This is a genomic window from Mycobacterium sp. (assembly GCF_050701675.1).
Lineage (GTDB): Bacteria > Actinomycetota > Actinomycetes > Mycobacteriales > Mycobacteriaceae > Mycobacterium.
The window spans coordinates 1-23,299 of the sequence record NZ_JBOGDD010000853.1 but is presented as its reverse complement, the minus strand read 5'-3'; the positions used below and the strand labels follow the sequence as shown (position 1 = coordinate 23,299).

The following is a 23,299-nucleotide window of genomic DNA, read 5'->3' as shown; positions in this document are numbered from 1 at the left end:
GTCCTACATCATGTGCAAGGCGATGAACCGGTCGTTCATCTCCGTCATCGCTGGCGGATTCGGTATCGAAGCCGGGCCCGCCGAGGACAAGGACTACGGCGAGCACCGCGAGATCACCGCCGAGGGCGCGGCCGAACTGCTCGAGTCCGCCACATCGGTGATCATCACACCCGGTTACGGCATGGCCGTCGCCCAAGCTCAGTACGGCGTCGCCGACCTGACCCGCAAGCTACGTGACCGCGGTGTGAACGTCCGGTTCGGCATCCACCCCGTCGCGGGCCGGCTGCCCGGCCACATGAACGTGCTCCTTGCCGAGGCCAAGGTGCCCTACGACATCGTGCTCGAGATGGACGAGATCAACGACGACTTCGACGGCACCTCGGTCGTCCTGGTCATCGGCGCCAACGACACCGTCAACCCGGCCGCATCCGAGGACCCGAGCAGCCCCATCGCCGGCATGCCGGTACTTACGGTGTGGAACGCCGACCACGTCATCGTCTTCAAACGCTCCATGGCCTCCGGCTACGCAGGCGTCCAGAACCCGCTGTTCTTCCGGGAAAACACCCAGATGCTGTTCGGCGACGCCAAGGACCGCGTCGACGCGATCAACTCGGCGCTGCACGTAGGGGTCTGATACCGCGCTTCACAAACCAGGCCTGACGGAAACTAGGATGTCCAACCATGCCAGTGGACCGCCTCCTGCCGTCTGACGACGCCGTCGAGCTCATCGCGCTCACCCGCGACGTCGCGGACAAGGTGCTTGATCCGATCGTCGACGAGCACGAGCGCACCGAGAGGTACCCCGATGGGGTGTTCGCGCAACTCGGTGCGGCGGGTCTGCTGAGCCTGCCCCAGCCAGAGGAGTGGGGCGGTGGCGGGCAGCCGTACGAGGTCTACCTCCAGGTGCTCGAGGAGATCGCCGCGCGCTGGGCTGCCGTCGCGGTGGCCGTCAGTGTGCACAGCCTGTCGTCGCACCCGCTCCTGACGTTCGGCAGCGACGAGCAGAAGCAGCGCTGGCTGCCCGAGATGCTGTCGGGCGAGCAGATCGGCGCGTACAGCCTGTCCGAGCCGCAGGCGGGGTCCGATGCGGCGGCACTGCGATGCGCAGCCGTGCCGGTCGACGGCGGTTACGTCATCAACGGATCGAAGTCCTGGATCACCCACGGCGGCGTCGCCGACTTCTACACGCTGTTCGCCCGCACGGGTGATGGCTCCAGGGGTATCTCGTGCTTCCTGGTGCCCGGCCAGCTCGAGGGCCTGAGCTTCGGCAAGCCCGAGGAGAAGATGGGTCTGCACGCCGTTCCTACGACGTCGGCGTTCTACGACAACGCCCGGCTCGACGCGGACCGACTCATCGGGGCCGAGGGCCAGGGACTGCAGATCGCGTTCAGCGCGCTCGACTCCGGCCGACTGGGCATCGCGGCGGTGGCCGTGGGTATCGCGCAGGCGGCGCTCGACGACGCGTGCCGCTACGCGAATGAGCGAACGACGTTCGGCCGCAAGATCATCGACCACCAGGGGCTGGGCTTCCTGCTGGCCGACATGGCTGCGGCCGTGGTCAGCGCCAGGGCCACCTACTTGGACGCCGCGCGCAGACGGGATGCTGGGCGGCCGTACTCGACGCAGGCCAGCGTGGCGAAACTGGTCGCCACGGACGCGGCGATGAAGGTCACCACCGACGCCGTCCAGGTGTTCGGCGGCGCGGGCTATACCCGTGACTACCGCGTCGAGCGCTACATGCGCGAAGCGAAGATCACCCAGATCTTCGAGGGCACCAACCAGATTCAGCGTCTGGTGATCGCGCGGGGCTTGTCGACGTAGACCGGAGGAAAAGCTGTGGTGGCGGCCATGAGGCCGACCCCCAGGCGAGAAGTACATGGCAGCAGCGATCGCTCAGGAGCGGTGGACGCCGACAACTACCGATTTAGTCAACGTCGGCCTGGCGCACCAGCACCCGCGTGCCCCTCGAGGCGATCGTCGACCTGCACCGGCGCCACCTGGGCCTCAATGCTGACGCTACGGTCGCACGTCGACGATGCCAGCACCGGCACTTTACCGAGTTGCGCGAACCCCTCGGCGTGGGCCGTTGCCACCCACGACCAAGGCGCAGTCAACGCGACGGCGAAAGCGCCTGCAGCACGGAACCCAGCCGCCCCGTTATCGGTGTCACGCGGACGGCGTTAGCTCACGCACCGACGCATTCGGCGACCCCGACCTTCAAGATCGACCCAAAGGACATTATCTGCGGAGTTGGCCGCAAAATCCTGAGCGCGGAAGAGAGGGGTCACCGGCTCCGTTTGCGTACTTTTGCCGTTGTCCGGCGCACCCGAAGCTCGCACGGCAAGACGACGACACTGTGCCGGCGCCTGGCGTGCTCTTTAGCGTCGAGTACCAGGCTGGCGGCAATTTCTCCCTTTCTCTTCAATGGCTGATGAATGGTCGTCAGCCCCGCCCACTCGGCCTCCGGGATATCGTCAAACCCGGTGACGCTCAGCTGTTCCGGCACGTTCAGTGCGCGCTGACGCGCAGCATCGAGAGCTCCGAGAGCGAATGCATCGTCGAGGCAGATGATTGCGGTGATGTCTGGCCTGACGTCGAGCAACGCGGTTGTGGCCGCGGCACCGGCTTCTCGCGAGCTTGGTCCCTGGGAACACTCGAAGACCGTCAGTTGTGTACCCGGCGCGGTTGACAGCGCATCGACGACACCTACGATCCGTTCGCGAGGAACGCGGTACTCCCCGCCTGCAACGTTGGCCGGCGCGATGATCCCCGGCGAGGGGCGCAGCCCGCGAGCAAAGGTTATGAGTCCGAACTGTCTGTGGCCCAGTCCAAGCAGGTGGTTCGCAACCGTCTTTCCTGCCTCACGATCGTCCAATCCGACCCAGGCGGCGCGTTTAGGCATCTTTGGCCCTTCGACGACGACCACCGGTTCGTTTCGGTGAAGCACCGCCTCCAGCCGAACGTCTCCATCTGGAGGCGAGTAGACGATGATTCCGTCCACAGCCGCACTGGAGATCTTCGAAACGCGGCGGTCGCCGGCAGTGGCTCCGGTCGGAATGATGAGTAGGTTGTACTCGGTGCCTTCGCACACGCTGGTCAGTCCGTCAAGGAACCCGACGGCAGCCTGATGGGCGAACGCATAGGTGAGTTCGTTGGAGAACACCAGACCGATCGTGTCGGTGCGGCCACGAGACAGCTGCCGGGCCACCGGATTGGGACCCGCATATCCCACCGTGGCGGCATAGGCGAGAATCTGCGCGCGCAACTCCGCTGAGAGTTTGTCCGGCCGGTTGTAGGCGTTGGACACCGTCGCGTTCGACAGCTGCAACGCCTCTGCAACCGAAGCCAGCGACGGGCCACGGGGCGCTCTCACCATGCGGCCCACTGCGAATGGTCGAGCGGTAGGCCCACGGCGGTTTCCCATGGCATTGCCAGTTGTCCCGATGAGCTGGTCATCAGCACGGCCACTGCTGAACGGCAATCATTCAGGAAGCGTACGTCTTCGCCGGCCGAGGGTGGACGTGACAGGCGGCGGCGCGTGGCCCAAGTCATCAGCCGCACAGCCGGTCATCCGGCCAGGGTTGACCGGAATCGCCGACCCCAGTACGGTTAACGCGTTAACTTGATGATCACGCATACCTCTCCGCCGCCGATCCAACGGTCTGCGGTGCTCGACGAGGTGCGCTTCCCATCCCCAGCCGAAAGGGCTCTCACGTGAGCGACGTTCGCGCAGCCACCCTCCTCGAGCCGCACCGAATCGAGATTCGCCGGTACCCCAAACCCGCCGCATTGGAACCGGGAGCAGTCCTGCTGCGGATGATCGCTTCGGGAATCTGCGGAACTGACAAACACACCTTCCGCGGCGAGACCGTGCAATACGCCGGGACCAAGATGGAACGGACCACGCCGTTCCCGATCATCCAGGGCCATGAGAATCTCGGCGTCGTCGAGGCCATTGGTCCAGGTGGCGTGTTCGCTTACGATGGAACCGAACTCGCGGTGGGCGACCGGGTCGTCCCTGCTCCCAATGTCGCCTGTGGCCACTGCGGATACTGCCTTGCCGGATTCCCCTACTATCTGTGCCGCAACCTTGCGAATTACGGAAACTCGCTGAGCTGCGACCAGACTCCCCACCTGTTCGGCGGCTGGTCGGAGTATCTATACCTCAAGCCGCGCACCGCGATATTCAAAGTCCCGGAAGAACTCCCATCCGATGTCGCAGTGCTCACCGAGATCTTCGCTGTCACCCACAGTCTGGAACGCGCCACCGGCCTCCGGCGGCCAGGTGGTTTTCTGCCCGGAGACGCCGTCGTCGTGGTGGGTGTGGGGTCGCTGGGTGTGGCCCATCTCGTCAAGGCCGCCCTCATGGGTGCAGGTCGAGTGATCGCGGTCGACCGGTCGGAGAAGAGGCTTGCGTTGGCCCGACGCCTGGTCGGCGCCGACACCATTGAGATAGGGCCAGGCGACGACGGTATCGGCGATGTTCACGAGTTGTGCTCCGGCGGTGCCGATGTCGTCATCAACGCGACCGGCTTTCCCGGCTCGTTCGCCGCGGCGTCGCGCATGGTTCGCGACGGCGGCACGATTCTGGAAGTGGGCGCATTCGTCGACATGGGCGAAGAGCAGTTCAATCCGGCGGTCATCTGCGGCAGGAGCCTCACCATCATGGGTACCGGTGGCGAGGATCTGGGTTCATATGCCGGAACACTTGCACTCTTGGCCCGCCACCATAAGACGGTTCCGTTCCAGGACATGATCTCTCACCGATTCTCGATCAACGATGCGGCCTTGGCGGTCCAGACGTCGATGGATCCGGAGAATTCGACCAAGGTACTCATCACCGAATCCCTGCTGTAACCAAATCAAACAGTCGTTACCGCACGGCTTCGGACCCGGATACTCACCGCGGCGACCAACGGGAGCAGACGACGGCCGGTCGCAAGTGCGCCGTACAGCTATTCCCCGCGTGTGGAAATGGAACTGTGGTGAAACAACTGGCATCTCGCTGAGCACGCTGAATTGCCGTTCACACCGCGAAGATAAACTGGACTTGGTGTCGGTGATAGCCGTCAAGACATTACTGATGCCGTCGGGCGCCTACTGCGTGGCGCGGTGGGGATTCCACGCCTCCCCCACCCAACTTCTGACGGTCACTATGCTCGCGGCGCTACCCGCCGCCCAGAACATCAACACCTACGCCTCGGTGTACCAGCGGAACGAAGCCCTCGCACGGGACGCCATCCTGTGGACCACAGTTGTGTCGATACCCATCATTGTGGTGATCGTGGCGCTGCTCGGTCCGTGACCAGGCGCGCCTTTCTAAAAACAGGGAAAGCCACCGGGTTCAAAGCGTTACCCGGTGGCCTGTCCTCACGTCCTATCGTGTGTCATCTCCCCGCGCGAGGTTCAGCGGGTTCCTCCTCTTGCCAGTTCAGCGACTGCGTCGATGTTGGAATGGTCGACGAATGCGGGTCCCGTCAGCACCGGTTGTCCGCCACCGACCACGTTGCCATTGGTGCGGAGCAGCCACAGCGCATCCACAGCCAGGTAACCCTGCAGGAATGGCTGTTGGTCGACCGCCCACTCGACCTTGCCATCTTCGATTGCGTCAGCGAGCGCGGAACTAGTATCGAACGTGACCACTTTCGCGTCACTCCCAGCGTTGGCGACTGACTGGACCGCCGTCAGCGCAATAGCCGCGCTCAGCCCCATTACGTGATCAATTGACGGGTCTTGCTGAAGTTTGGCCGTGATGGTCGACTCGACGGCGGGCATATCTTTGCTGTTCACGTTGATGAATTGGGTCTGACCTTTAAAGCCCTGCGCCACACCGTTGCAACGAGCTTCGTGGATCACGGAGCCTTGCTCGTGGATCACGCATAGCACCTTCTTGGCGCCTTCGCCGGTGAGTCGTTCGCCCGCGGCCACGCCGGACCTCTGCTCATCCTGGCCGAAGAACTCCCGGATGCCCATCGACTTGTACTGGTCGAAACCGCCGTTGAATGCGACAACTGGGATATCGGCGTCCTGGGCGGCCTTGACTGCCGCGCGCATCGCATCGGGTTTGGCCAGGGTGAGGGCGATACCGTCGACCTTGCTGTCGATGGCGCTCTGTACAAGGTTGGCCTGGTTGGGAGCCTCCGGGTCCGACGAGTAGCGAAGCTCTACGTTGTCCTTCGCGGCGGCCGCCTCGGCGCCCTTGCGGATGATGTCCCAGAACGCGTCACCCGGGACCTCGTGGGTGATCATCGCAAAAACCATGCGAGGCGTATCGGCATGTCCCGCACCGGTGGAAGACGTCGCGGTGTCCTGTTTGCCTCCGGTCGACGAGCAGCCGACCGCGGCGACGAACACCATGGAGGCAGCCGCGGCCAGTAGTGCCGAACGAATCCGTCGTTGCCGACGCCGAGGTGTTGACGAGCTCATCCTGAGGCTCCTTACGTTGTTGGACAGAGTGGTTCAAACGTGACGTCCGACCCGAGGAGCGTTGTTAACGCATTAACCTCTTGTCAGCTAGACCGTAGGATGCGGGTCTGGATGTGTCAAGGAACACGGCCCGACTTGTTTCGTCAGATGCGGGGCGCGGGCCCGGTCGAAGTCCTTAACGACAACGCGACGGGCACACCATCGATCAGCCCCTCGATGAAGCCGACGGGGGCTCGGTGAAGGGCGTAGCGCAGCTCATCGACGAACACCCATCCGATGGTGTCGGTGCAGCCCCGGGAAGGCTGACGGGCCACGGGATTGGGGTCCACGTATCCCACCGTGCGCGCGTAGGCCACGATTCGATCGCACAGGTCGGCCGATGATTTGTCTGGGCGGTTTGTAGGCGTTGGACACCGTTGCGCTCGACAGGTTCAGCGCTTGGGCAACCGATGCCATCGACGGCCCCCGGGGGTACTGGGCATCGATCCAAAGACTAACGTGCCGAATCCACTTGGACCACCGTTAACCATCTCGATCCGATGGTGCGACGCCCGCGGTGCGTCGGCGATTCTCAATCGATGCTTGACATGCGGCGGAATCCGTCCCTACGGTTAACGCGTTAACATCAGCGGGACTGATGATCAATCAACCTGCCCCACATCAATCGAAGAAGGATCGGTACGACATGTTCGGAATCAACGACGCCTTGCGGGAACGAGAAGCGGCTGCCGGGCCCATTCGCGTCGCGGTCATCGGCACCGGTGCCATGGGTGGGCCGATGGTTCAACAGATCATCACCGCGATCGGCATGGACGCCCTGGTAGTGATCGACATCGACTCGAACAAGGCCGTCGCAGCTCTCAAGGAAGCCGGAGTGGACTCGGCAACCATCGAGGTATGCGAGACGGTACAGCAGGCGCGCGAGGCGCTGGCCCTAGGAAAACGGGTCTGCTCGTCGAATGCCCAGGTGGCGTGGAGCCTGCCGGAGATCGAGGTGGTCGTCGAGGCAACCGGCAATCCCTTCGTCTTCGCCGAGATCGCCTTCGGCACACTCATGGCCAAGAAGCACCTCGTCACGTTCAACGTCGAGGGCGACGTCGTGATCGGCAACATCCTCAAGAAACTCGCCGACAACGTCGGGGTCGTCTACACCGGTGTCCACGGCGATGAGCCCGGCGTGGTGAAGGCGCTCTACGACGAGGCCGAAGCGCTCGGATTCGAGATCATCGCCGCTGGACGCAACGACTATGGCGGCGGTGACCTCAAGTGGCACAAGAACAACGCCCACGAGTACCTGGATCGGTTCGCCGCGGCGACGGTGCAGAAGAACCTGGCGCTGTTCGCATCGTTCATCGACGGTTCCAAGACCAACGAGGAATGCGCGATGATCGCGAATGCGACGGGCCTGGTTCCCGACGTGCGCGGCATGCATGGTCCGGAGGCGTCGTTCGGCACCTTCGCCACCGAGGTGCCGAGGCTGCTCGACATTGAGGCCAACGGCGGAATCCTGAGCCGCAGTGGCGTGGTCGAGCGCATTCTTCCCGCGGAAGGCCCTGATGCACAGCCGGTTTGGTGCTTCGTGGTCGTTCGCGTCGTCAACGAACTGCAGCGCGTGTATATGAGTGACATGGCGGGGCTTGGGAATATGGCCCCCAACAGCGCCGAGATCCGCGCCCAACTGCTCACCGGCGGCGGCAACTCCGCGGCAGGCATCTTCTACACCCCGTATCACTACGTGTCGATCCAGGCTCCGATCTCGATCGCCTACGCCGTCCTCCACGGGCGGCCGTCCATCGCCCCCAAGCTCGATCGACGGTACGCCGACGTCATGGCACTGACCAAGAAAGACCTCAAGGCCGGCGAGGTGATCGATGAGATCGGCGGCGAGTGCACCGCAGGTCGGGTCGAGAAGGCATCGATCGTCAAGAGCGGTGGCTACCTCCCGTTCGCACTGGCCCGTGGCGCCAAGGTCAAGCGCGACATCCCGGCCGGTGATTACCTGCGTTACGACGACGTTGAGTTGCGCGACGAGAACGCGCTGCTCGTCCAGTTACGCCGTATGCAGGACTCGATGTTCGAGACCGACTACTAGCCCTGCGGGGTTCCGCGGCAGTGCCGATCACTGCCGCGGAACCCTTTCGTCAGCGGGATGCCTTCACCCGGCTGCGCACCCTGTTGGCCGTTCACGAGACGGCCGAGGAGATGATGGTGCACCCGCGCGTCCGGAGGAAGATCGACGGCGGCGCCGAGGTGGCCCGCGCCCGGCTCGCCGAGGAGCACGAGTCGAAGATCGCATTGAGTGAACTCGAGAAACTCCCCTGCGGGACAGCCGAATTCAGCAAGGCCCTCATCCACTTGCAGGCGGCCGTCACCGCGCATGCGGATCTCGAGGAGGCCGAGGAGTTCACCCTGCTCTCCGAGCAGCTCGAACCCGAGGAACTGGTCAAGCTGGCGACGGCCGTCGAGGTCGCCGAGCGCATCGCGCCCACTCACCCCCATGCGGGCGTCGAGTCGGCGTTCGTCAACTTCGCCGTCGGTCCGTTCGCCTCGCTGCTGGACCGCGCACGTGACGCACTGCGCGGTAGCGCCGCCTGATCCGACTGGCGCCTCCCCCGATCGGTGGACACGCGATTCATCCCGTGTGCCCGCCGGTCGCCGGACATACCGGTGCCCAACATTGCGACATAGTTGTGTCAACGCCGGAACAAGCCGGCGGGGATCACCAAATCCTCACTGACACAGGAGTTTACGCAATGAACATCACTACCGTTCGCAAACTGGCCCGCTACCTCGCTCTGCCGCTCGTCGCCGCGGGCATCGCCGGCGGGGCCGTCCTCGGCACGGCGGGAGCAGCCAACGCCGCCCCGTCCATCTCGTCGAACGATAGGGGGAACTTCCACTCGCCCAACACCCGCGCGACGCCGCCCCCGTCGGCCCACCCCGGTGGCCAGTGGCACCGCCACCACCACGGACTCCACTTCAGCTTCGGCGAATGACGCAGACTGCTTACTCGGCCAAGGAGCCTTCTGGCGGCGACGTCACCGTCACCGTGCTGCCGTGTCCTGGTGTCGACTCGATCGACATGGCGCCGCCCATCGCATCGAACCGAGCCTGCAACGAGGCCAATCCGATGTGTCCCTGAGCGACGCGTTGCTCGACGATCGACGGCTCGAAACCCGCGCCGTCGTCGGCGACGGTGAGCACGATCCGGTCGCCGCTGCGGAACAGGCGGATGGTGACCACACCCGCGTCGGCGTGCTTGGTGATGTTGGCGAGCAATTCGCGCGCCGCCCGGTAGAGCAGGGCCTGCGAGGCAGGCCTGCCGACGTCTTCCAGCTCGGCGTCGACGGCGAAGTCGCCACGGCCCTCGTACTGGCGCATCAGTTCCGTCACCCCCGGCGTGAGCCCGAGTTGAGCGAGCACCTGCGGATGTAGCGCGGTGACCGTGGAACGCAGCCCCGCCGCCGTGTCGTTGAGCGCCGCGTAGACCATGTCCAGAGCGGGGTCGGGAAGTCGCCCGCGCACCTCGTCGAGTTCCAGCCGCGCGGCCAACAGGATCTGTAGCGGGCCGTCGTGCAGGTGTTCGGCCAGTACGCGATTCGTGCGTTCGTCGGCCTGCATCGACTCCGCGACCAACCTGCGGCGGACGTCGAGCAGCGCGGTGACCCGCGCGGCCCGGCGGGTCAGCACCACGCACAGCGCCGTGGTGGCCACCGCCAGCCACAGCAGGAAGCCGAACTGGAGATAGACGACGTCGGGCAGACCGACGTGGTCGTCGCGCTTGGAGTAAATGACCCACGCGCCGAGGTAGCACACCGCCGTGCCGACCCCAAGCACGCCGGTCAGGATCGGCCGGTCACCGAAGGCGACCGAGAGCGGCAGCAGGAAGAACACCGGCAGCAGCGCGGCAGTCGCACCCCCGGACACGACGCACAGCGACACCACCGCCAGCACGTCGACGCCGGTGGAGAGCCACCCGCCCCACGACGGGACCGGGCCGCGGAAGACCAGCACCGCCCAGAGCACGGCGGCGACCGCGTAGGCGCCGAGGATCGTGGTGTAGACCTCGGGCAGCCAGCTGTTGACCTCCCACAGCCAGACCAGGAAGCCCATCAGCGCGATCAGCGGCAGGCGCAGCAGCGCCGACACACGGACGGGTTCGGCGGCGAAGTAGTCGACGATCCGCCGGGAATGGCCGGCCACCGCTACTCCAGCAGCCCGCGGCGCATCGCTTCTGCGACGGCGGCGCCGCGGTCCCCGACCCCGAGCTTCTCGTAGAGACGCTGGACGTGGGTCTTCACCGTGGACGGCGCCAGGTACATCTGCTTCGCCATCGCCGGGATGGTCTGCCCGCCAGCGATGAGGACGAGCACTTCGCGTTCGCGGGCGCTGAGCGTCGGGGTGTCGGAGGTGTTGCGGCGCTGGATCTCTCCGACCAGCCCGGCGGCGAGGTTGGGTGCGACGACGTCACGGCCCTTCGCGCAGTTCAGTACCGCGTCGACGAGCTCGGCGCGGCTGGACTCCTTGGAGATGAACCCCGCCGCGCCCTCCTGCAGCGCGCTGTACACGATCGCCGACTCGTCGTGCGCGGAGATCAACAGCACCCGCGTCGGAAGCGCGTCGCGCTTCACGGCGGCGGCGACCTGCGCCCCGTCCAGTCCTGGCATCCGGTAATCCAGAAGCGCCACCTGCGGCCCGTGTTCGCGGATCAGCGCCAGTGCCGAGACTCCGTCGTCGGCCTCGGCGACCACGTCGATCGAACCGCTCGAGTTGAGCGCTCGCACCACGCCGTCGCGGAAGAGCGGATGGTCGTCACCGACCACGACACGCACCTTCTCACCGGTCACGACGCCAGCTTCGCACATCACCCCACGTCGAGCGCACGCTTGTTGCACGCAAAACGCGGGAGCCCCCGTAAACAAGCGGGCAGTCGGCGAATCAGCCGCTCTCGCGGGTCCGGCCGGCGAGGCCGATCAGTTCCTCGTGAAGTTCGAACCACACCGTGTGGTACGAGTCGACCAGCGGGCGGGTCAGCCACGCCATGTCACCGGCCTGCGAGAGTCGCAGCGCGGCGTCAAGACGTCCGGCGTACGCGCCGAGCCGCGGCACCAGGCCGGCCGCCCCGTGGATCACCGGCACGACGGCACGATGAAGCTCGCCGACGCGGGCCAGCACCACACCGGCGGCGTCGTCGGCTGCGGGCCCGGCCTTGTCGAGCTGCCACTGCGAGATGACGGACTTGAAGTCGGCGTTGATCGCACCGAAACCGTCGTAGACGCGGTCCGCCGCCGCGGCGTCCACGGTGGCCCGCTCGGCGGCGAGCAGCTCCCCCAGCCTGGCGCGCCCCTCGGCCGTGAGCCGCACCGTTGCGCCGTCGGTGAGAAGGCCGGAGTCGATCAACGCGTCTGCCTCGGGCAGGTCTGCCCTGCTGACGCGACCCTTGAGGCGGACGGCCTGCAGGATCGACAACTCGGTCGTGCCGGTCACTAGCCCCTCGCCAGCCGCGCTGCGACGTGCATGGCCGGCAGCGGCGTCGTCGACACCACGTCGGTGAGCCCCGCTGCCAGCGCGGCGCGCACCGACGACTCGGAGGCATCGGCAAGGGCGGGGTAGTCCCCGTCGGCGTGGGCCCGCAGGGGACTCGTCGCACGGACGATGTCGGCGAACCGGCGCAGTTCGGGAGTGTCGACCACCGCCGACGGCTCCGCAGCGCCCTCGCGCACCTCACCCGTATCGCCGTCGACGGTGATGATCCGGCCCGCCAGCCTGGCGCTGAGCCCGCTCCCGCAGCCGACTACCGCTGGCCTGCCCAGTTCACGGGCGACGATGGCGGCGTGGCTGCTTGCGCCGCCGACCTCGGTCACGACGCCCCTGGCGGCCATGATTCCCGCGACGTCGTCGGGGCTCGTGGTCGGGCGCACCAGGATCACGTCCAGGCCCTCCTCCGCCGCGTCGATGGCCTCGTCGCTCGTCGTGCAGACCAGACCCGACACCACGCCGGGGCAGGCGGGCACGCCCGTGGCCAGGGGTGATCCCGCCGATTCGCGGGCCGACCGCTCCGACATGACGGCTTCGAGCTGGGCGGGAGTCACGCGCATCAGCACCTCGGCGTCGTCGATGACGCCCTCCTTCCGGAACGCCAGCGCCAGCCGCAGCGCAGCCCGCGGCGAGCGCTGCGCCACCCGCGACTGCAGTAGCCACAACCTGCCCGCCTCGATCGTGAACTCGACGTCCTGGACGTCGGCGCCAATCCGTTCCAGGCGCAGACCCGCCTCGATCAGCTCGTCGTACGCCTCCGGTAGCTGGTCGCGGAGCGCACCGAGGGGTTCGCAGTCGCTGGTGCCCGACACCACGTCGTCACCCTGGGCGGCGGCCAGCCATTCGCCGAAGGGATCCGACGCGCCGGACGAGGGGTTCCTGGTGAACAGGACGCCGGTGCCCGATCGGACGTCGAGATTCCCGAAGACCATGGCCTGCAAGAGAATTGCGACGCCATCGGGCCGGCGCAGCCCATGATGGGCCCGGTACGACGCCACCCGACTCGACGACCACGACGACACGACCGCCTCGATCGCGCCACGCAGCTGCTCGAGCGGTGCGTCTGGCACCAAGCCCTGGGATGGCACGGCGCGTCGGTAACCCCGGCGGAAGCGCTCAAGGGTGTCGCGGGCGAACTCGGCGGAGTGCAGGTTCGCGAGCGCTGCGGCGACCGCATCGTCGATCCCGACGTCGAGAATGGTCTCGAGCATGCCCGGCATGGACGTGACGCCGCTGCTGCGGACCGCGAGCAGCAGCGGATGCGGGCCGCTGCCGAAGGTCCGCTTCGTCTGAGCCTCGAGCCACTGCAGCCCGCCGAGCACGTCCTGCCACATGCGGTCGACCACCTCGGCCGGGTCGTCCGCGCAGTTCTCACACCATTCGGCGGTCACGCAGAAGGCGGGCGGCACCGGCAGCCCGACGGCCGCCATGGAGGCCAGCGCATGGCCCTTACCTCCCACGATGCTGCGGACCACACCCGTTCCGGCGCCCGCAGCGGCGTCCAATGCCACGGCGCCATACCGGTGCGCTGCGTGAACGCGCCGGTCGCCTGCGCCGAGTGCCATCGTCCAACCCCGTCGTCTCGCCTGGTGATGCATCCAAGTCCCCGGAGTGCCCGAGTGTATGCAGGTACGTGACAACTCGCGGCACCCGGGGAACACAATGAACTCACACCGTTCGTGCAGTCCGCCGCCAGCTCCTAGGCTCATCCAACGGACGAACGGAATCGAATACTTCAGGGTCACCACACCGGCGTGGCCAGAACAGGGATGGCACACCGTATGGCCGATCAACTCCAGAACGCCACCGAAGCGCTGCGCAGGGCGCTCGTCCAGATCGATCGGCTGAAGAATCAGAACCGGTCCCTGTTGGAGCGCTCTGGTGAGCCCATCGCGGTGGTCGGGATGGCGTGCCGGTATCCCGGCGGCGTCGACTCGCCCGAGGGTCTCTGGAACATGGTGGCCGATGGCCGCGACGTGGTGACCGACATGCCCGCCGATCGAGGCTGGGACGTCAACGGGCTGTTCGATCCCGATCCGGATGCGCCAGGCAAGTCCTACGCCCGCTCCGGAGGCTTCGTCGAGAACGTCGCCGACTTCGACGCGGGCTTCTTCGGGATCGCACCAAGCGAGGCGCTGGCGATGGATCCCCAACAGCGCATGCTGCTCGAGCTGTCGTGGGAGGCGTTGGAGCGGGCAGGCGTCGACCCGACGTCGCTGCGCGGCAGCGCCACAGGTGTCTTCGCGGGCGTGATCGCAGGCGGCTACGGCATGTCCGCCGACAGCATCGAGGGCTACCGGCTGACGGGCATGACGTCGAGCGTGACATCGGGCCGCGTGGCGTACGTGCTGGGGCTGGAGGGCCCCGCAGTCTCGATCGACACCGCGTGCTCGTCGTCGTTGGTCGCGCTGCACATGGCGGTCCAGGCCCTGCGCCTCGGCGAGTGCGATCTCGCGCTCGCGGGCGGTGTCACCGTCAACGCCACCCCGACCATCTTCGTGGAGTTCAGCCGTCATCGCGGGCTGGCGCCCGACGGCAGGTGCAAGCCGTATGCGGGAGCGGCCGACGGCGTCGGCTGGGCGGAGGGCGGCGGCGTGCTCGCCGTCGAGCGGCTGTCCGACGCGCAACGGCTCGGGCATCCGGTGCTCGCGCTGGTGCGCGGCTCCGCGGTCAATCAGGACGGCGCCTCCAACGGGCTGACCGCGCCGAACGGGCCATCGCAGCAACGCGTGGTGCGCGCCGCCCTCGCCAACGCCGGGCTGTCCACTTCGCAGGTCGACGTCGTCGAGGGCCACGGCACCGGCACCCCGCTCGGCGATCCGATCGAGGCCCAGGCACTGCTGGGGACCTACGGCCAGGACCGGACGCGGCCGCTGTGGCTGGGTTCGGTGAAGTCGAACATGGGCCACACGCAGGCCGCGGCGGGCGTCGCGGGCGTGATCAAGATGATCGAGGCGATGCGGCACGAACAGCTGCCCGCCACGCTGCACGTGGACGCCCCGAGCCCGCACGTGGACTGGACCGCGGGTGCGGTGTCCCTTCTGATCGAGGCGCAGCCGTGGCCCGCCGATGACACGCCCCGCCGCGCGGGCATCTCGTCCTTCGGCATCAGCGGCACCAACGCTCACGTGATCCTCGAGTCGGCGCCTGCCGTCGAGGCGGCCACTGACCCGACTCCGAATCCGAAGCTGCTGCCCTGGGTGCTGTCGGCCAAGTCGGCGGAGGCGCTTCGTGGGCAGACCCTCAAGCTGGCCGAGCACCTCGGACGCCACCAGGAGCTCGACGGCCGCGACGTCGCGTGGACGCTGGCCGGGCGCACCTCGTTCGAGCACCGCGCGGTGGTGCTCGGCGCCGACCGCGACCAATTGCTCGCCCGACTCTCGGAGCTGACGACCGGCGACCTCGGCGCACGGACCATCACCGGCACCGCCACGCCCGCGGGCAAGGTCGCGTTCGTCTTCCCTGGCCAGGGCAGCCAGTGGCTCGGCATGGGTATCGAGCTGATGTCCGCATCACCGGTTTTCGCCGAGCAGCTTCGCGCTTGCTCGGAAGCCCTGTCGGAGTTCGTGGACTGGTCGCTGATCGACGTGCTGCGGGGTTCCGGCGGGCAGGAGCGCAGCGACTCGGGGATCGATGAATCGGGTGCGCCCGGCCTGGACCGGGTCGACGTCGTGCAACCGGCGCTGTTCGCCGTGATGGTGTCGCTGGCTGAGCTGTGGCGCTCGGTTGGCGTGGCGCCGGACGCCGTCATCGGCCATTCCCAGGGCGAGATCGCCGCGGCGTACGTAGCGGGCGCGCTGAGCCTTCGCGACGCCGCCCGCGTGGTGGCGCTGCGCAGCAAGCTGCTCGTCGAGCTGTCGGGGTCGGCGGGCATGGTGTCGCTGGCGTGCAGCTCCGAGCGGGCCCGCGAACTGCTGGCCGGACTGGACATCGACCCCGAGCAGGCGGACGTCGCGGTGGTCAACGGCCGCTCGGCTGTCGTCGTCTCTGGCGAGTCCTCGGCGCTGGACGCCCTGGTTCGGCAGTGCGAGGCGCTGGAGATCAGATCCCGCCGCATCGACGTCGACTACGCGTCGCACTCGGCACAGGTCGAGCCCGTCGAGTACCGCTTGCGGGAAGCGCTTGCCGGCATCGAGCCGCGTTCGACGCGCACCGCGTTCTTCTCCACTGTCACCGGCGACCTCGTCGAGGGCGCCACCCTCGACGCCGACTACTGGTATCGCAACATCCGGCAGACGGTCCAGTTCGACCAGGCCGTGCGGTCCGCCTGCGCGCACGGCTACCGGGCGTTCGTCGAGTCCAGTCCCCATCCGGCGTTGATCGCCGCGATCGAGGACACCGTGCGCGGCTGCACGGGAAGCGCGGACCCCGTCGTCGTGCCCACCCTCGGCCGCGACGAGGGCGGTCTCGACCGCTTCCTCACCGCCGCGGCGCAGGCGTTCACGGCGGGCATCGCCGTGGACTGGCGCAGTGTGTGTGCCGGCGGCGAGCTGGTCGACGTGCCGACGTATGCCTTCGATCGGCGCCGCTTCTGGCTGTCCGGCGGTGGGAGCGGGACCTCGGACGCGTCTGGCCTTGGCCTCGCCGGTGCGGCGCACGCCCTGCTCGGCGCCGTCATCGAGGTGCCCGAGTCGGGTCAGGTCGTGCTGGCGGGCAGGCTTTCGGCGTCGTCACAACCGTGGCTCTCCGACCACGCGGTCGGCGGCACGGTCCTGTTCCCCGGCGCTGGCTTCGTCGAGCTGGTCATCCGGGCGGGCGACGAGGTGGGCTGCCACGTCATCGAGGAGCTGACCCTGCAGGCACCGCTCATCGTGGCGCCGTCGGGAGTGCCGATCCGCGTGCTCGTCGGTTCCGCAGAAGACTCGGGGTCGCGCTCGGTGTCGGTGTTCTCCAGGCCTGGCGACGAGGATTCGGCGTGGGTGCTGCACGCCGAAGCGGTCGTCGGCACCACCGCAGCGGCGCCCGGCGCCGACCTGTCGGCATGGCCGCCCGCGGGTGCCGTGGCGGTCGACGTCACCGACGCGTACCAGGACTTGGCCGCACGTGGCTACGAATACGGCCCGGCGTTCCGTGGGCTGACGACCATGTGGCAGCGGGGCGAAGAGGTCTTCGCCGAAGTCACCGTCCCTCAGGACGTGCAGCCTGGCGAGTTCGGCGTCCATCCGATCCTGCTCGACGCGGCATTGCACGCGGTCGCGCTGGCCGCAGGGAGAGCCGAGCCGGCTCTCGAATTAGCACTGCCGTTCTCCTGGCAACAGGTATCGCTGCACGCGGCGGGGGCATCGTCGGTGCGTGCCCGCATCGTGCCGACGGGCCCGCACTCGGTGTCCATCGACCTCGCCGACGCGTTGGGCCTGCCGGTCCTTTCCGTCGGGGCGATGACGACCCGGCCGGTCAACGCCGATCAGCTCGCGCTGGCCGGCCGCGTCGGTCCCGAGGGCGAACTCCTCGAGGTGGACTGGTCACCGGTGACCGCGCCTGCCATCTCTCCGTCCTCCGCCGAAGGTGTGTCGCTCTACGAAAGCGTCCCGGTATCAAGCGATTCCGCCGACCTGGCCGCCGCCGTCCACACCGCCACCAATCACGCCCTCGAGCGGGTGCAGTCATTCTTGGCCGAGCCCTCTGACTCCTCGCTGATCATCGTCACGCGTGGCGCGATGGCGCTGCCCGGCGACGACGTGACCGACCTGGCGGGCGCCGCGGTATGGGGCCTCGTCCGTGCCGCACAGAACGAGCACCCGGGCCGGCTAGTGCTCGCCGATCTCGACACCGCCGCGGACGGGGCCGACGTCGATCCGGCCTCGCTGGTGGCGCTCGGCGAACCACAACTGATGGTGCGCGCTGGTATCCCCCACGCCGCCCGCGTGGTGCGTAGCCGCGGCGTCGATTCGGTGCTGCAGCCACCGAGCTCGGGCAAGCCGTGGCGGCTCGGCATCACCGAGTCGGGCACGTTCGACAACCTCGCTCTCGAAGAGGTGCCCAACGCCGACCAGCCGCTGCGGCCGGGGCACATCCGCGTCGAGATGCATGCCGTCGCAGCCAACTTCCGCGACGTCATGATCACGCTCGGCATGTTCACCCACGACGCGCTGCTCGGCAGCGAGGGCGCTGGCGTGGTGGTCGAGATCGGCCCCGACGTGACGGGTTTCGCAGTCGGCGACCCCGTGATGGGGCTGTTCCCCGAGGGCACCGGCACCCGTGTCGAGGCCGACGCCCGGCTCATCGCTCCGATCCCCACCGGCTGGTCCGATGCGGAGGCCGCCGCAACGCTGGTCGTCTTCACCACGGCGTTCTACGGGTTGCGCGAGCTCGCCAAGGTGCAACCGGGACAGTCGATTCTGATCCATGCCGCAACGGGTGGCGTCGGTCTGGCTGCCGTACAGTTGGCCAGGCACTGGGGCATGGACGTCTACACCACGGCCAGCCGACCCAAGTGGGACACGTTGCGGGCCTTGGGCTTCGACGACGACCACATCGGCGACTCCCGCACCCTGGACTTCGAGCAGAAGTTCCTGGCCGTTACCGGCGGGCGCGGGTTCGACGTCGTGCTGGACTCGCTCGCGGGTGACTTCGTCGATGCGTCGCTGCGCCTGCTGCCCCGCGGCGGCGTGTTTCTCGAGATGGGCAAGACTGACATCCGCGACGCCGACACCGTCGCCGCGGCGCACGAGGGCGTGCACTACCGCGCGTTCGACCTCTTCGAACCGGGCCGCCCGAGGATGGGCGAATACATCGTCGAGCTGTCGGGGATGTTCGAATCAGGCATCCTGCGGCCGTTGCCGGTGACCACGTTCGACGTCAGGCGCGCACCCGCCGCGCTTCGGTACCTGAGCCAGGCCCGCCACGTCGGCAAGATCGTGATGACCATGCCCGACGCATGGGCCGCGGGCACCGTTCTCATCGCGGGCGGAACCGGCATGGCGGGCGCCTCGGTCGCCCGCCACGTCGTCGCCAATCACGGTGTGCGCCAACTGCTGCTGCTGTCGCGTCGCGGGCTCGACGCCCCAGGCGCGGCAGACCTGGTCGCCGAACTGTCCGACGCGGGCGCCCACGTCGAGGTGGTCACCGCCGACGCCGCCGACCGCGACGAGTTGGCCGCCGCGCTGGGGAGTATCGACTCCGCACATCCGCTGTCCGCGGTGATCCATGCGACCGGCGTGCTCGACGACGCCGTGATCGGGTCGCTGACCCCCGCGCGCGTCGACACCGTGCTGCGGGCCAAGGTCGACGCGGCGTGGAACCTGCACGAGCTGACCCGTACGGCGAATCCCGCTGCGTTCGTGATGTTCTCGTCGATGGCGGGTATCGTCGGCTCGGCGGGCCAGGCGAACTACGGCGCCGCCAACACCTTCCTGGACGCCCTTGCCGCACACCGGCGCGCCAACGGGCTGCCCGGCACCTCGCTGGCGTGGGGGCTGTGGGAACAGGCCAGCGACATGACCGGACACCTCGGCGAATCCGACCTCACCCGGCTGAGCCGCGACGGCATTCTAGCGCTGTCCACCGACGACGCCATGACGCTGTTCGACTCGGCGCTGGTGGTCGGCGAGCCGCTACTGGCTCCCGTCCGCATCGACCGCGGGGCCCTGCGCACGCGGTCGGCCGCCGGGCTGCTGCCGCCGATGTTCGCCCAGCTCGCCAGCACGTCGGCCAGACGACGCGTCGACGACTCACTGGTGGCGGCGAAGTCGAAATCTGCACTGGCCCAACGACTGCACGGGCTTTCCGACGAGGCCCAGCACGCGCTGGTGCTCGACCTGCTGCGGTCGCACATGGCCACCGTGCTCGGCACCGTCGAGCCCGATGCGATCACCGCCGAGGTGGCGTTCTCCGACCACGGGTTCGACTCGCTCACCGCCGTCGAGCTACGCAACCGGCTGAAGACCGCGACCGGGCTGTCCCTGTCGCCGACGCTGATCTTCGACTACCCGACGCCTGCGGCGCTGGCCGGCTACATCCGCCAGGAGTTGGCTGGCGCGCCACAGGCGGTCACCGAGACGATCACGGCGACCTCGGTGATCGACGAGCCGATCGCCATCGTCGGCATGTCCTGCCGCTACCCTGGCGGCGTCGACTCGCCGGAAGCGCTGTGGGACATGGTCGCCGCCGGCCGCGACGTCCTCTCCGACTTCCCAACCGACCGTGGCTGGGATTTGGCCGAGCTCTTCAACGCCGATCCCGACGCGGCAGGCAAGTCCTACGCCAACACCGGCGGGTTCCTCTACGACGCCGCCGACTTCGACCCGGCCTTCTTCAGCGTGTCACCCACCGAGGCGCTGGCCATGGACCCGCAGCAGCGGCTGTTCCTCGAACTCGCCTGGGAGGCGTTGGAGCGCGGCGGGTTCGACCCCGCGTCGCTGCGCGGCAGCGCCACCGGCGTGTACGCGGGCGTCTACGCCCAGGGTTACGGCATGGGCTCCGACGGCGCCGAGGGCTTCCGCCTGACGGGCCAGGCGTCCAGCGTGGCGTCGGGCCGGGTTTCCTACGTGCTCGGCCTCGAGGGTCCGGCAGTGTCGATCGACACCGCGTGCTCCTCGTCGTTGGTCGCGCTGCACATGGCCGTGCAGGCGCTGCGTCTCGGCGAGTGCGATCTCGCGCTCGCTGGTGGCGTCACCATCAACGCCACCCCGGACATCTTCGTGGAGTTCAGTAGGCAGCGCGGGCTGTCGTCCGACGGGCGCTGCAAGTCGTTCGCGGGTGCCGCGGACGGCACCGGATTCGCCGACGGCGGAGGCATTCTCGTCGTCGAGCGCCTGTCCGACGCCCGTCGGCTGGGCCATCAGGTCCTGGCCCTGGTCCGCGGTTCGGCGATCAACCAGGACGGCGCATCCAACGGGCTGACCGCTCCGAACGGACCATCACAGCAACGCGTCCTGCGCGCGGCGCTGGCCAATGCCGGGCTCAGCGGTTCGGAGGTGGACGTCGTCGAGGCGCACGGCACCGGCACCACGCTCGGCGATCCCATCGAGGCCCAGGCGGTGCTGGCCACGTACGGCCAGGACCGGCGCCACCCGCTGTGGCTGGGCTCGGTGAAGTCGAACATGGGCCACACCCAGGCGGCTGCTGGCGTGGCGGGCATCATCAAGATGGTCCAGTCGATGCGCCACGGGCAGCTGCCCGCCACCCTGCACGTCGACGAGCCGACACCGCACGTCGACTGGTCGATGGGGTCGGTCGCTCTGCTCACCGAGGCGCAGCCGTGGCCCGCCAACGGCACGCCGCGGCGGGCCGGGGTGTCATCGTTCGGCATCAGCGGCACCAACGCCCACGTCATCATCGAGCAGGCGCCGACGTTCGAGACGCCTGCCGTCGAGGCGCACCGGCCGTCGATGGTGCCGTGGGCCCTGTCCGCGAAATCCCCTGAGGCACTGAATGCTCAGGCGCGTCGCATCGCCGAGCACGTCGCCGCCCACCCCGAGCTCGACCCCGTCGACGTCGGGTGGACACTCGGCGGCCGTTCGGCGTTCGCCCACCGCGCGGTGGTACTCGGCGCCGATCGCGAGCAGCTCATCGGCGAGTTGCTCGCCCTGGCCGACGATCAGCTGGGCCAGAGCACGGTCCGCGGCCGGGCATCGGGTTCGGGCAAGCTGGCGTTCGTGTTCCCCGGCCAGGGCGCCCAGGCGCTGGGCATGGGGCGGGAACTGCATGCCGAGTTCCCCGCGTTCGCCGAGGCGTTCGACGCCGCCACCCGCGAGCTCGACCGACACCTGCTACGGCCGATCCGCGACGTCATGTGGGGCAGCAACGCCGCGGTGCTCGACTCCACCGAATTCGCCCAGCCCGCGCTGTTCACCGTCGAGGTGGCGCTGTTCCGCCTCCTCGAGTCATGGGGATTGAAGCCGGATTACGTCCTCGGCCACTCCATCGGCGAGCTGACCGCAGCGCACGTCGCAGGCGTGCTGTCGCTGGAGAACGCCGCCGCTCTCGTCGCCGCGCGGGGCAGGCTGATGCAGCGCCAGCCCGAGGGCGGTGCGATGGTCGCGGTCTCGTCGAGCGAGGCCGAGATCCTCCCGCTGCTGCGTGACGGCGTAGATCTAGCCGCCGTCAACGGCCCCGACTCCGTGGTGATCTCGGGTCCGCAGGATGCGGTGCTTGCCATCGCGGAGGAGGCCCGCGCACTGGGCCGCCGGGTGCATCAGCTCGCGGTGTCGCATGCGTTCCACTCGTCGCTGATGGAGCCGATGCTCAACGAGTTCAATACGGTGGCCAGCGGAATGTCGTTGGCGCCTGCCATGATTCCGGTGATCTCGAACGTCACCGGCGAGCTTGCCGACGCCGACTTCGGCTCCGCGTCGTACTGGGGACGCCATGTCCGCGAGGCGGTCCGCTTCGCCGACAGCGCCCGGTACCTCGAGTCGGTCGGCGTCACCCGCTTCCTCGAACTCGGCCCCGCCTCGGGCCTTACCGCCTCGATCGAGCAATCTCTGCCCGACGCCGAACCCGTCACGGCATCGACGATCCGCAAGGACCGCCCCGAGCCCGCCGCCCTGCTGACGGCTCTCGCCGAGCTCAACGTCGCTGGGGTTCGGGTGGACTGGCGCGCCGCATGCCAGGGCGGGCGGCTGCTCGACCTGCCGACGTATGCGTTCCAGCGGCGGCGCTTCTGGTTGTCGGGCGGGGCGTCGGGATCGACCGACGCCGTCGGCCTTGGCCTGAGCGGAACCGACCACGCACTCCTCGGCGCCGTCGTCGAGTCGCCGGAGACCGGCGGCGTCGTCCTCACCGGCAGGCTGTCGCTGTCGACGCACCCGTGGCTGGCCGATCACGCGGTCGGCGGCGTCGTGCTGTTTCCCGGCGCGGGCTTCGTCGAGCTGGCCATCCGGGCCGGCGACGAGGTGGGCTGTGGCGTCGTCGACGAGCTGATGCTGCACGCGCCGATGGTGCTTCCGGCCGACGGCGTTGCCGTGCAGGTCGTGGTCAGCGCCGCCGACGATGCGGGCGGCCGCGTCGTGTCGATCTTCTCTCGCGCCCAACGGAATTCGTCCCCCTGGGTGCTGCACGCCGAGGGGGAACTCTCCGTCGCAGCGTCACACCCCGGTGCCGACCTGTCGATCTGGCCACCCGTGGGAGCGCGCGAGGTCGACGTCACCGACGCCTACGCGCAGCTGTCCGCCCGGGGGTACGAGTACGGTCCCACCTTCCAGGGATTGTCGGCGATGTGGCGCCGCGGCGACGAGGTCTTCGCCGAGGTCGCGGTCCCACGCGATCTGCAGTCCGCCGGTTTCGGCGTCCACCCCGCGCTGCTCGACGGCGCACTACACGCGGTCGTCCTGAGCCGAGAGGACGGCGAGGGGGAGATGGCTCTGCCGTTCTCCTGGCAGAAGGTGTCCCTGCA

At 68.1% G+C, this 23,299-nt stretch carries 15 protein-coding genes; 8 read left to right on the top strand and 7 right to left on the bottom strand.

Annotated features, from left to right (window positions below):
* On the top strand, window positions 1-634 hold a 634-nt coding region (locus tag ACRDUX_RS26240), incomplete at its 5' end, for an NAD(P)(+) transhydrogenase (Re/Si-specific) subunit beta (protein ID WP_526418019.1).
* A 47-nt stretch (window positions 635-681) separates the two neighbouring features.
* The gene (locus tag ACRDUX_RS26235) at window positions 682-1,821 is read left to right on the top strand and encodes an acyl-CoA dehydrogenase family protein (protein WP_526418017.1); all 1,140 of its coding nucleotides are present in this window, start codon (window positions 682-684) and stop codon (window positions 1,819-1,821) included.
* A gap of 463 nt (window positions 1,822-2,284) precedes the next feature.
* On the opposite strand, the gene ACRDUX_RS26230 is transcribed toward ACRDUX_RS26235, so the two are convergent.
* Window positions 2,285-3,376 (bottom strand): LacI family DNA-binding transcriptional regulator, encoded by a 1,092-nt coding sequence (locus ACRDUX_RS26230; RefSeq protein ID WP_526418015.1) that lies wholly within the window; start codon window positions 3,374-3,376, stop codon window positions 2,285-2,287.
* A 338-nt stretch (window positions 3,377-3,714) separates the two neighbouring features.
* Here ACRDUX_RS26230 and ACRDUX_RS26225 point away from each other — a divergent pair, with 338 nt between their 5' ends.
* On the top strand, window positions 3,715-4,857 hold the full coding sequence (locus tag ACRDUX_RS26225) for a zinc-dependent alcohol dehydrogenase (protein ID WP_526418013.1): 1,143 nt from the start codon (window positions 3,715-3,717) through the stop codon (window positions 4,855-4,857).
* Between the two features lie 196 nt (window positions 4,858-5,053).
* On the top strand, window positions 5,054-5,305 hold the full coding sequence (locus ACRDUX_RS26220; protein ID WP_526418011.1) for a hypothetical protein: 252 nt from the start codon (window positions 5,054-5,056) through the stop codon (window positions 5,303-5,305).
* 101 nt (window positions 5,306-5,406) lie between these two features.
* Here ACRDUX_RS26220 and ACRDUX_RS26215 read toward each other — a convergent pair whose 3' ends face one another.
* Together ACRDUX_RS26215 and ACRDUX_RS26210 are read right to left on the bottom strand one after the other, a co-directional pair.
* The gene (locus tag ACRDUX_RS26215) at window positions 5,407-6,357 is read right to left on the bottom strand and encodes a substrate-binding domain-containing protein (RefSeq protein WP_526418009.1); all 951 of its coding nucleotides are present in this window, start codon (window positions 6,355-6,357) and stop codon (window positions 5,407-5,409) included.
* A 212-nt stretch (window positions 6,358-6,569) separates the two neighbouring features.
* Window positions 6,570-6,782 carry a hypothetical protein gene (locus tag ACRDUX_RS26210; RefSeq protein WP_526418007.1) on the bottom strand — a complete coding sequence of 71 codons (213 nt, stop codon included), beginning with the start codon at window positions 6,780-6,782 and terminating at the stop codon, window positions 6,570-6,572.
* Between the two features lie 329 nt (window positions 6,783-7,111).
* Here ACRDUX_RS26210 and ACRDUX_RS26205 point away from each other — a divergent pair, with 329 nt between their 5' ends.
* The 3 genes from ACRDUX_RS26205 (at window position 7,112) to ACRDUX_RS26195 (ending at window position 9,422) form a co-directional block, all read left to right on the top strand.
* Window positions 7,112-8,518, top strand: coding sequence for an NAD(P)H-dependent oxidoreductase (locus ACRDUX_RS26205; RefSeq protein ID WP_526418005.1), 1,407 nt, complete (start codon window positions 7,112-7,114; stop codon window positions 8,516-8,518).
* Between the two features lie 2 nt (window positions 8,519-8,520).
* Window positions 8,521-9,021, top strand: coding sequence for a hemerythrin domain-containing protein (locus ACRDUX_RS26200; protein ID WP_526418021.1), 501 nt, complete (start codon window positions 8,521-8,523; stop codon window positions 9,019-9,021).
* Window positions 9,022-9,179: 158 nt separating this feature from the next.
* Window positions 9,180-9,422 carry a hypothetical protein gene (locus tag ACRDUX_RS26195; RefSeq protein WP_526418003.1) on the top strand — a complete coding sequence of 81 codons (243 nt, stop codon included), beginning with the start codon at window positions 9,180-9,182 and terminating at the stop codon, window positions 9,420-9,422.
* 10 nt (window positions 9,423-9,432) lie between these two features.
* Here the strand turns inward: ACRDUX_RS26195 and ACRDUX_RS26190 are convergent, their stop codons facing one another.
* From ACRDUX_RS26190 to ACRDUX_RS26175, 4 genes are all read right to left on the bottom strand, one after another.
* Window positions 9,433-10,629, bottom strand: coding sequence for a sensor histidine kinase (locus tag ACRDUX_RS26190; RefSeq protein WP_526418001.1), 1,197 nt, complete (start codon window positions 10,627-10,629; stop codon window positions 9,433-9,435).
* A gap of 2 nt (window positions 10,630-10,631) precedes the next feature.
* A complete protein-coding gene (locus ACRDUX_RS26185) occupies window positions 10,632-11,291 on the bottom strand; it encodes a response regulator (protein ID WP_526418000.1) in 660 nt (219 codons plus the stop codon).
* A 73-nt stretch (window positions 11,292-11,364) separates the two neighbouring features.
* Complete coding sequence (locus tag ACRDUX_RS26180; RefSeq protein WP_526417998.1) at window positions 11,365-11,913, bottom strand: MarR family transcriptional regulator; 549 nt, start codon at window positions 11,911-11,913, stop codon at window positions 11,365-11,367.
* Window positions 11,913-13,529, bottom strand: coding sequence for a pyruvate, phosphate dikinase (locus ACRDUX_RS26175; protein WP_526417996.1), 1,617 nt, complete (start codon window positions 13,527-13,529; stop codon window positions 11,913-11,915). Before ACRDUX_RS26175 ends, ACRDUX_RS26180 begins: the two co-directional genes overlap by 1 nt.
* Window positions 13,530-13,745: 216 nt before the next feature.
* Here ACRDUX_RS26175 and ACRDUX_RS26170 point away from each other — a divergent pair.
* A partial coding sequence (locus ACRDUX_RS26170; RefSeq protein ID WP_526417994.1) for an SDR family NAD(P)-dependent oxidoreductase occupies window positions 13,746-23,299 on the top strand: 9,554 nt, incomplete at its 3' end.

Excerpts from the sequence above, each read along its gene's own strand:
- ACRDUX_RS26235 (WP_526418017.1), top strand. The coding sequence starts at position 682 with ATGCCAGTGGACCGCCTCCTGCCGTCTGACGACGCCGTCGAGCTCATC.
- ACRDUX_RS26230 (WP_526418015.1), bottom strand. The coding sequence starts at position 3,376 with ATGGTGAGAGCGCCCCGTGGCCCGTCGCTGGCTTCGGTTGCAGAGGCG.
- ACRDUX_RS26215 (WP_526418009.1), bottom strand. The coding sequence starts at position 6,357 with ATGGTGTTCGTCGCCGCGGTCGGCTGCTCGTCGACCGGAGGCAAACAG.
- ACRDUX_RS26205 (WP_526418005.1), top strand. The coding sequence starts at position 7,112 with ATGTTCGGAATCAACGACGCCTTGCGGGAACGAGAAGCGGCTGCCGGG.
- ACRDUX_RS26195 (WP_526418003.1), top strand. The coding sequence starts at position 9,180 with ATGAACATCACTACCGTTCGCAAACTGGCCCGCTACCTCGCTCTGCCG.
- ACRDUX_RS26185 (WP_526418000.1), bottom strand. The coding sequence starts at position 11,291 with ATGTGCGAAGCTGGCGTCGTGACCGGTGAGAAGGTGCGTGTCGTGGTC.
- ACRDUX_RS26175 (WP_526417996.1), bottom strand. The coding sequence starts at position 13,529 with ATGGCACTCGGCGCAGGCGACCGGCGCGTTCACGCAGCGCACCGGTAT.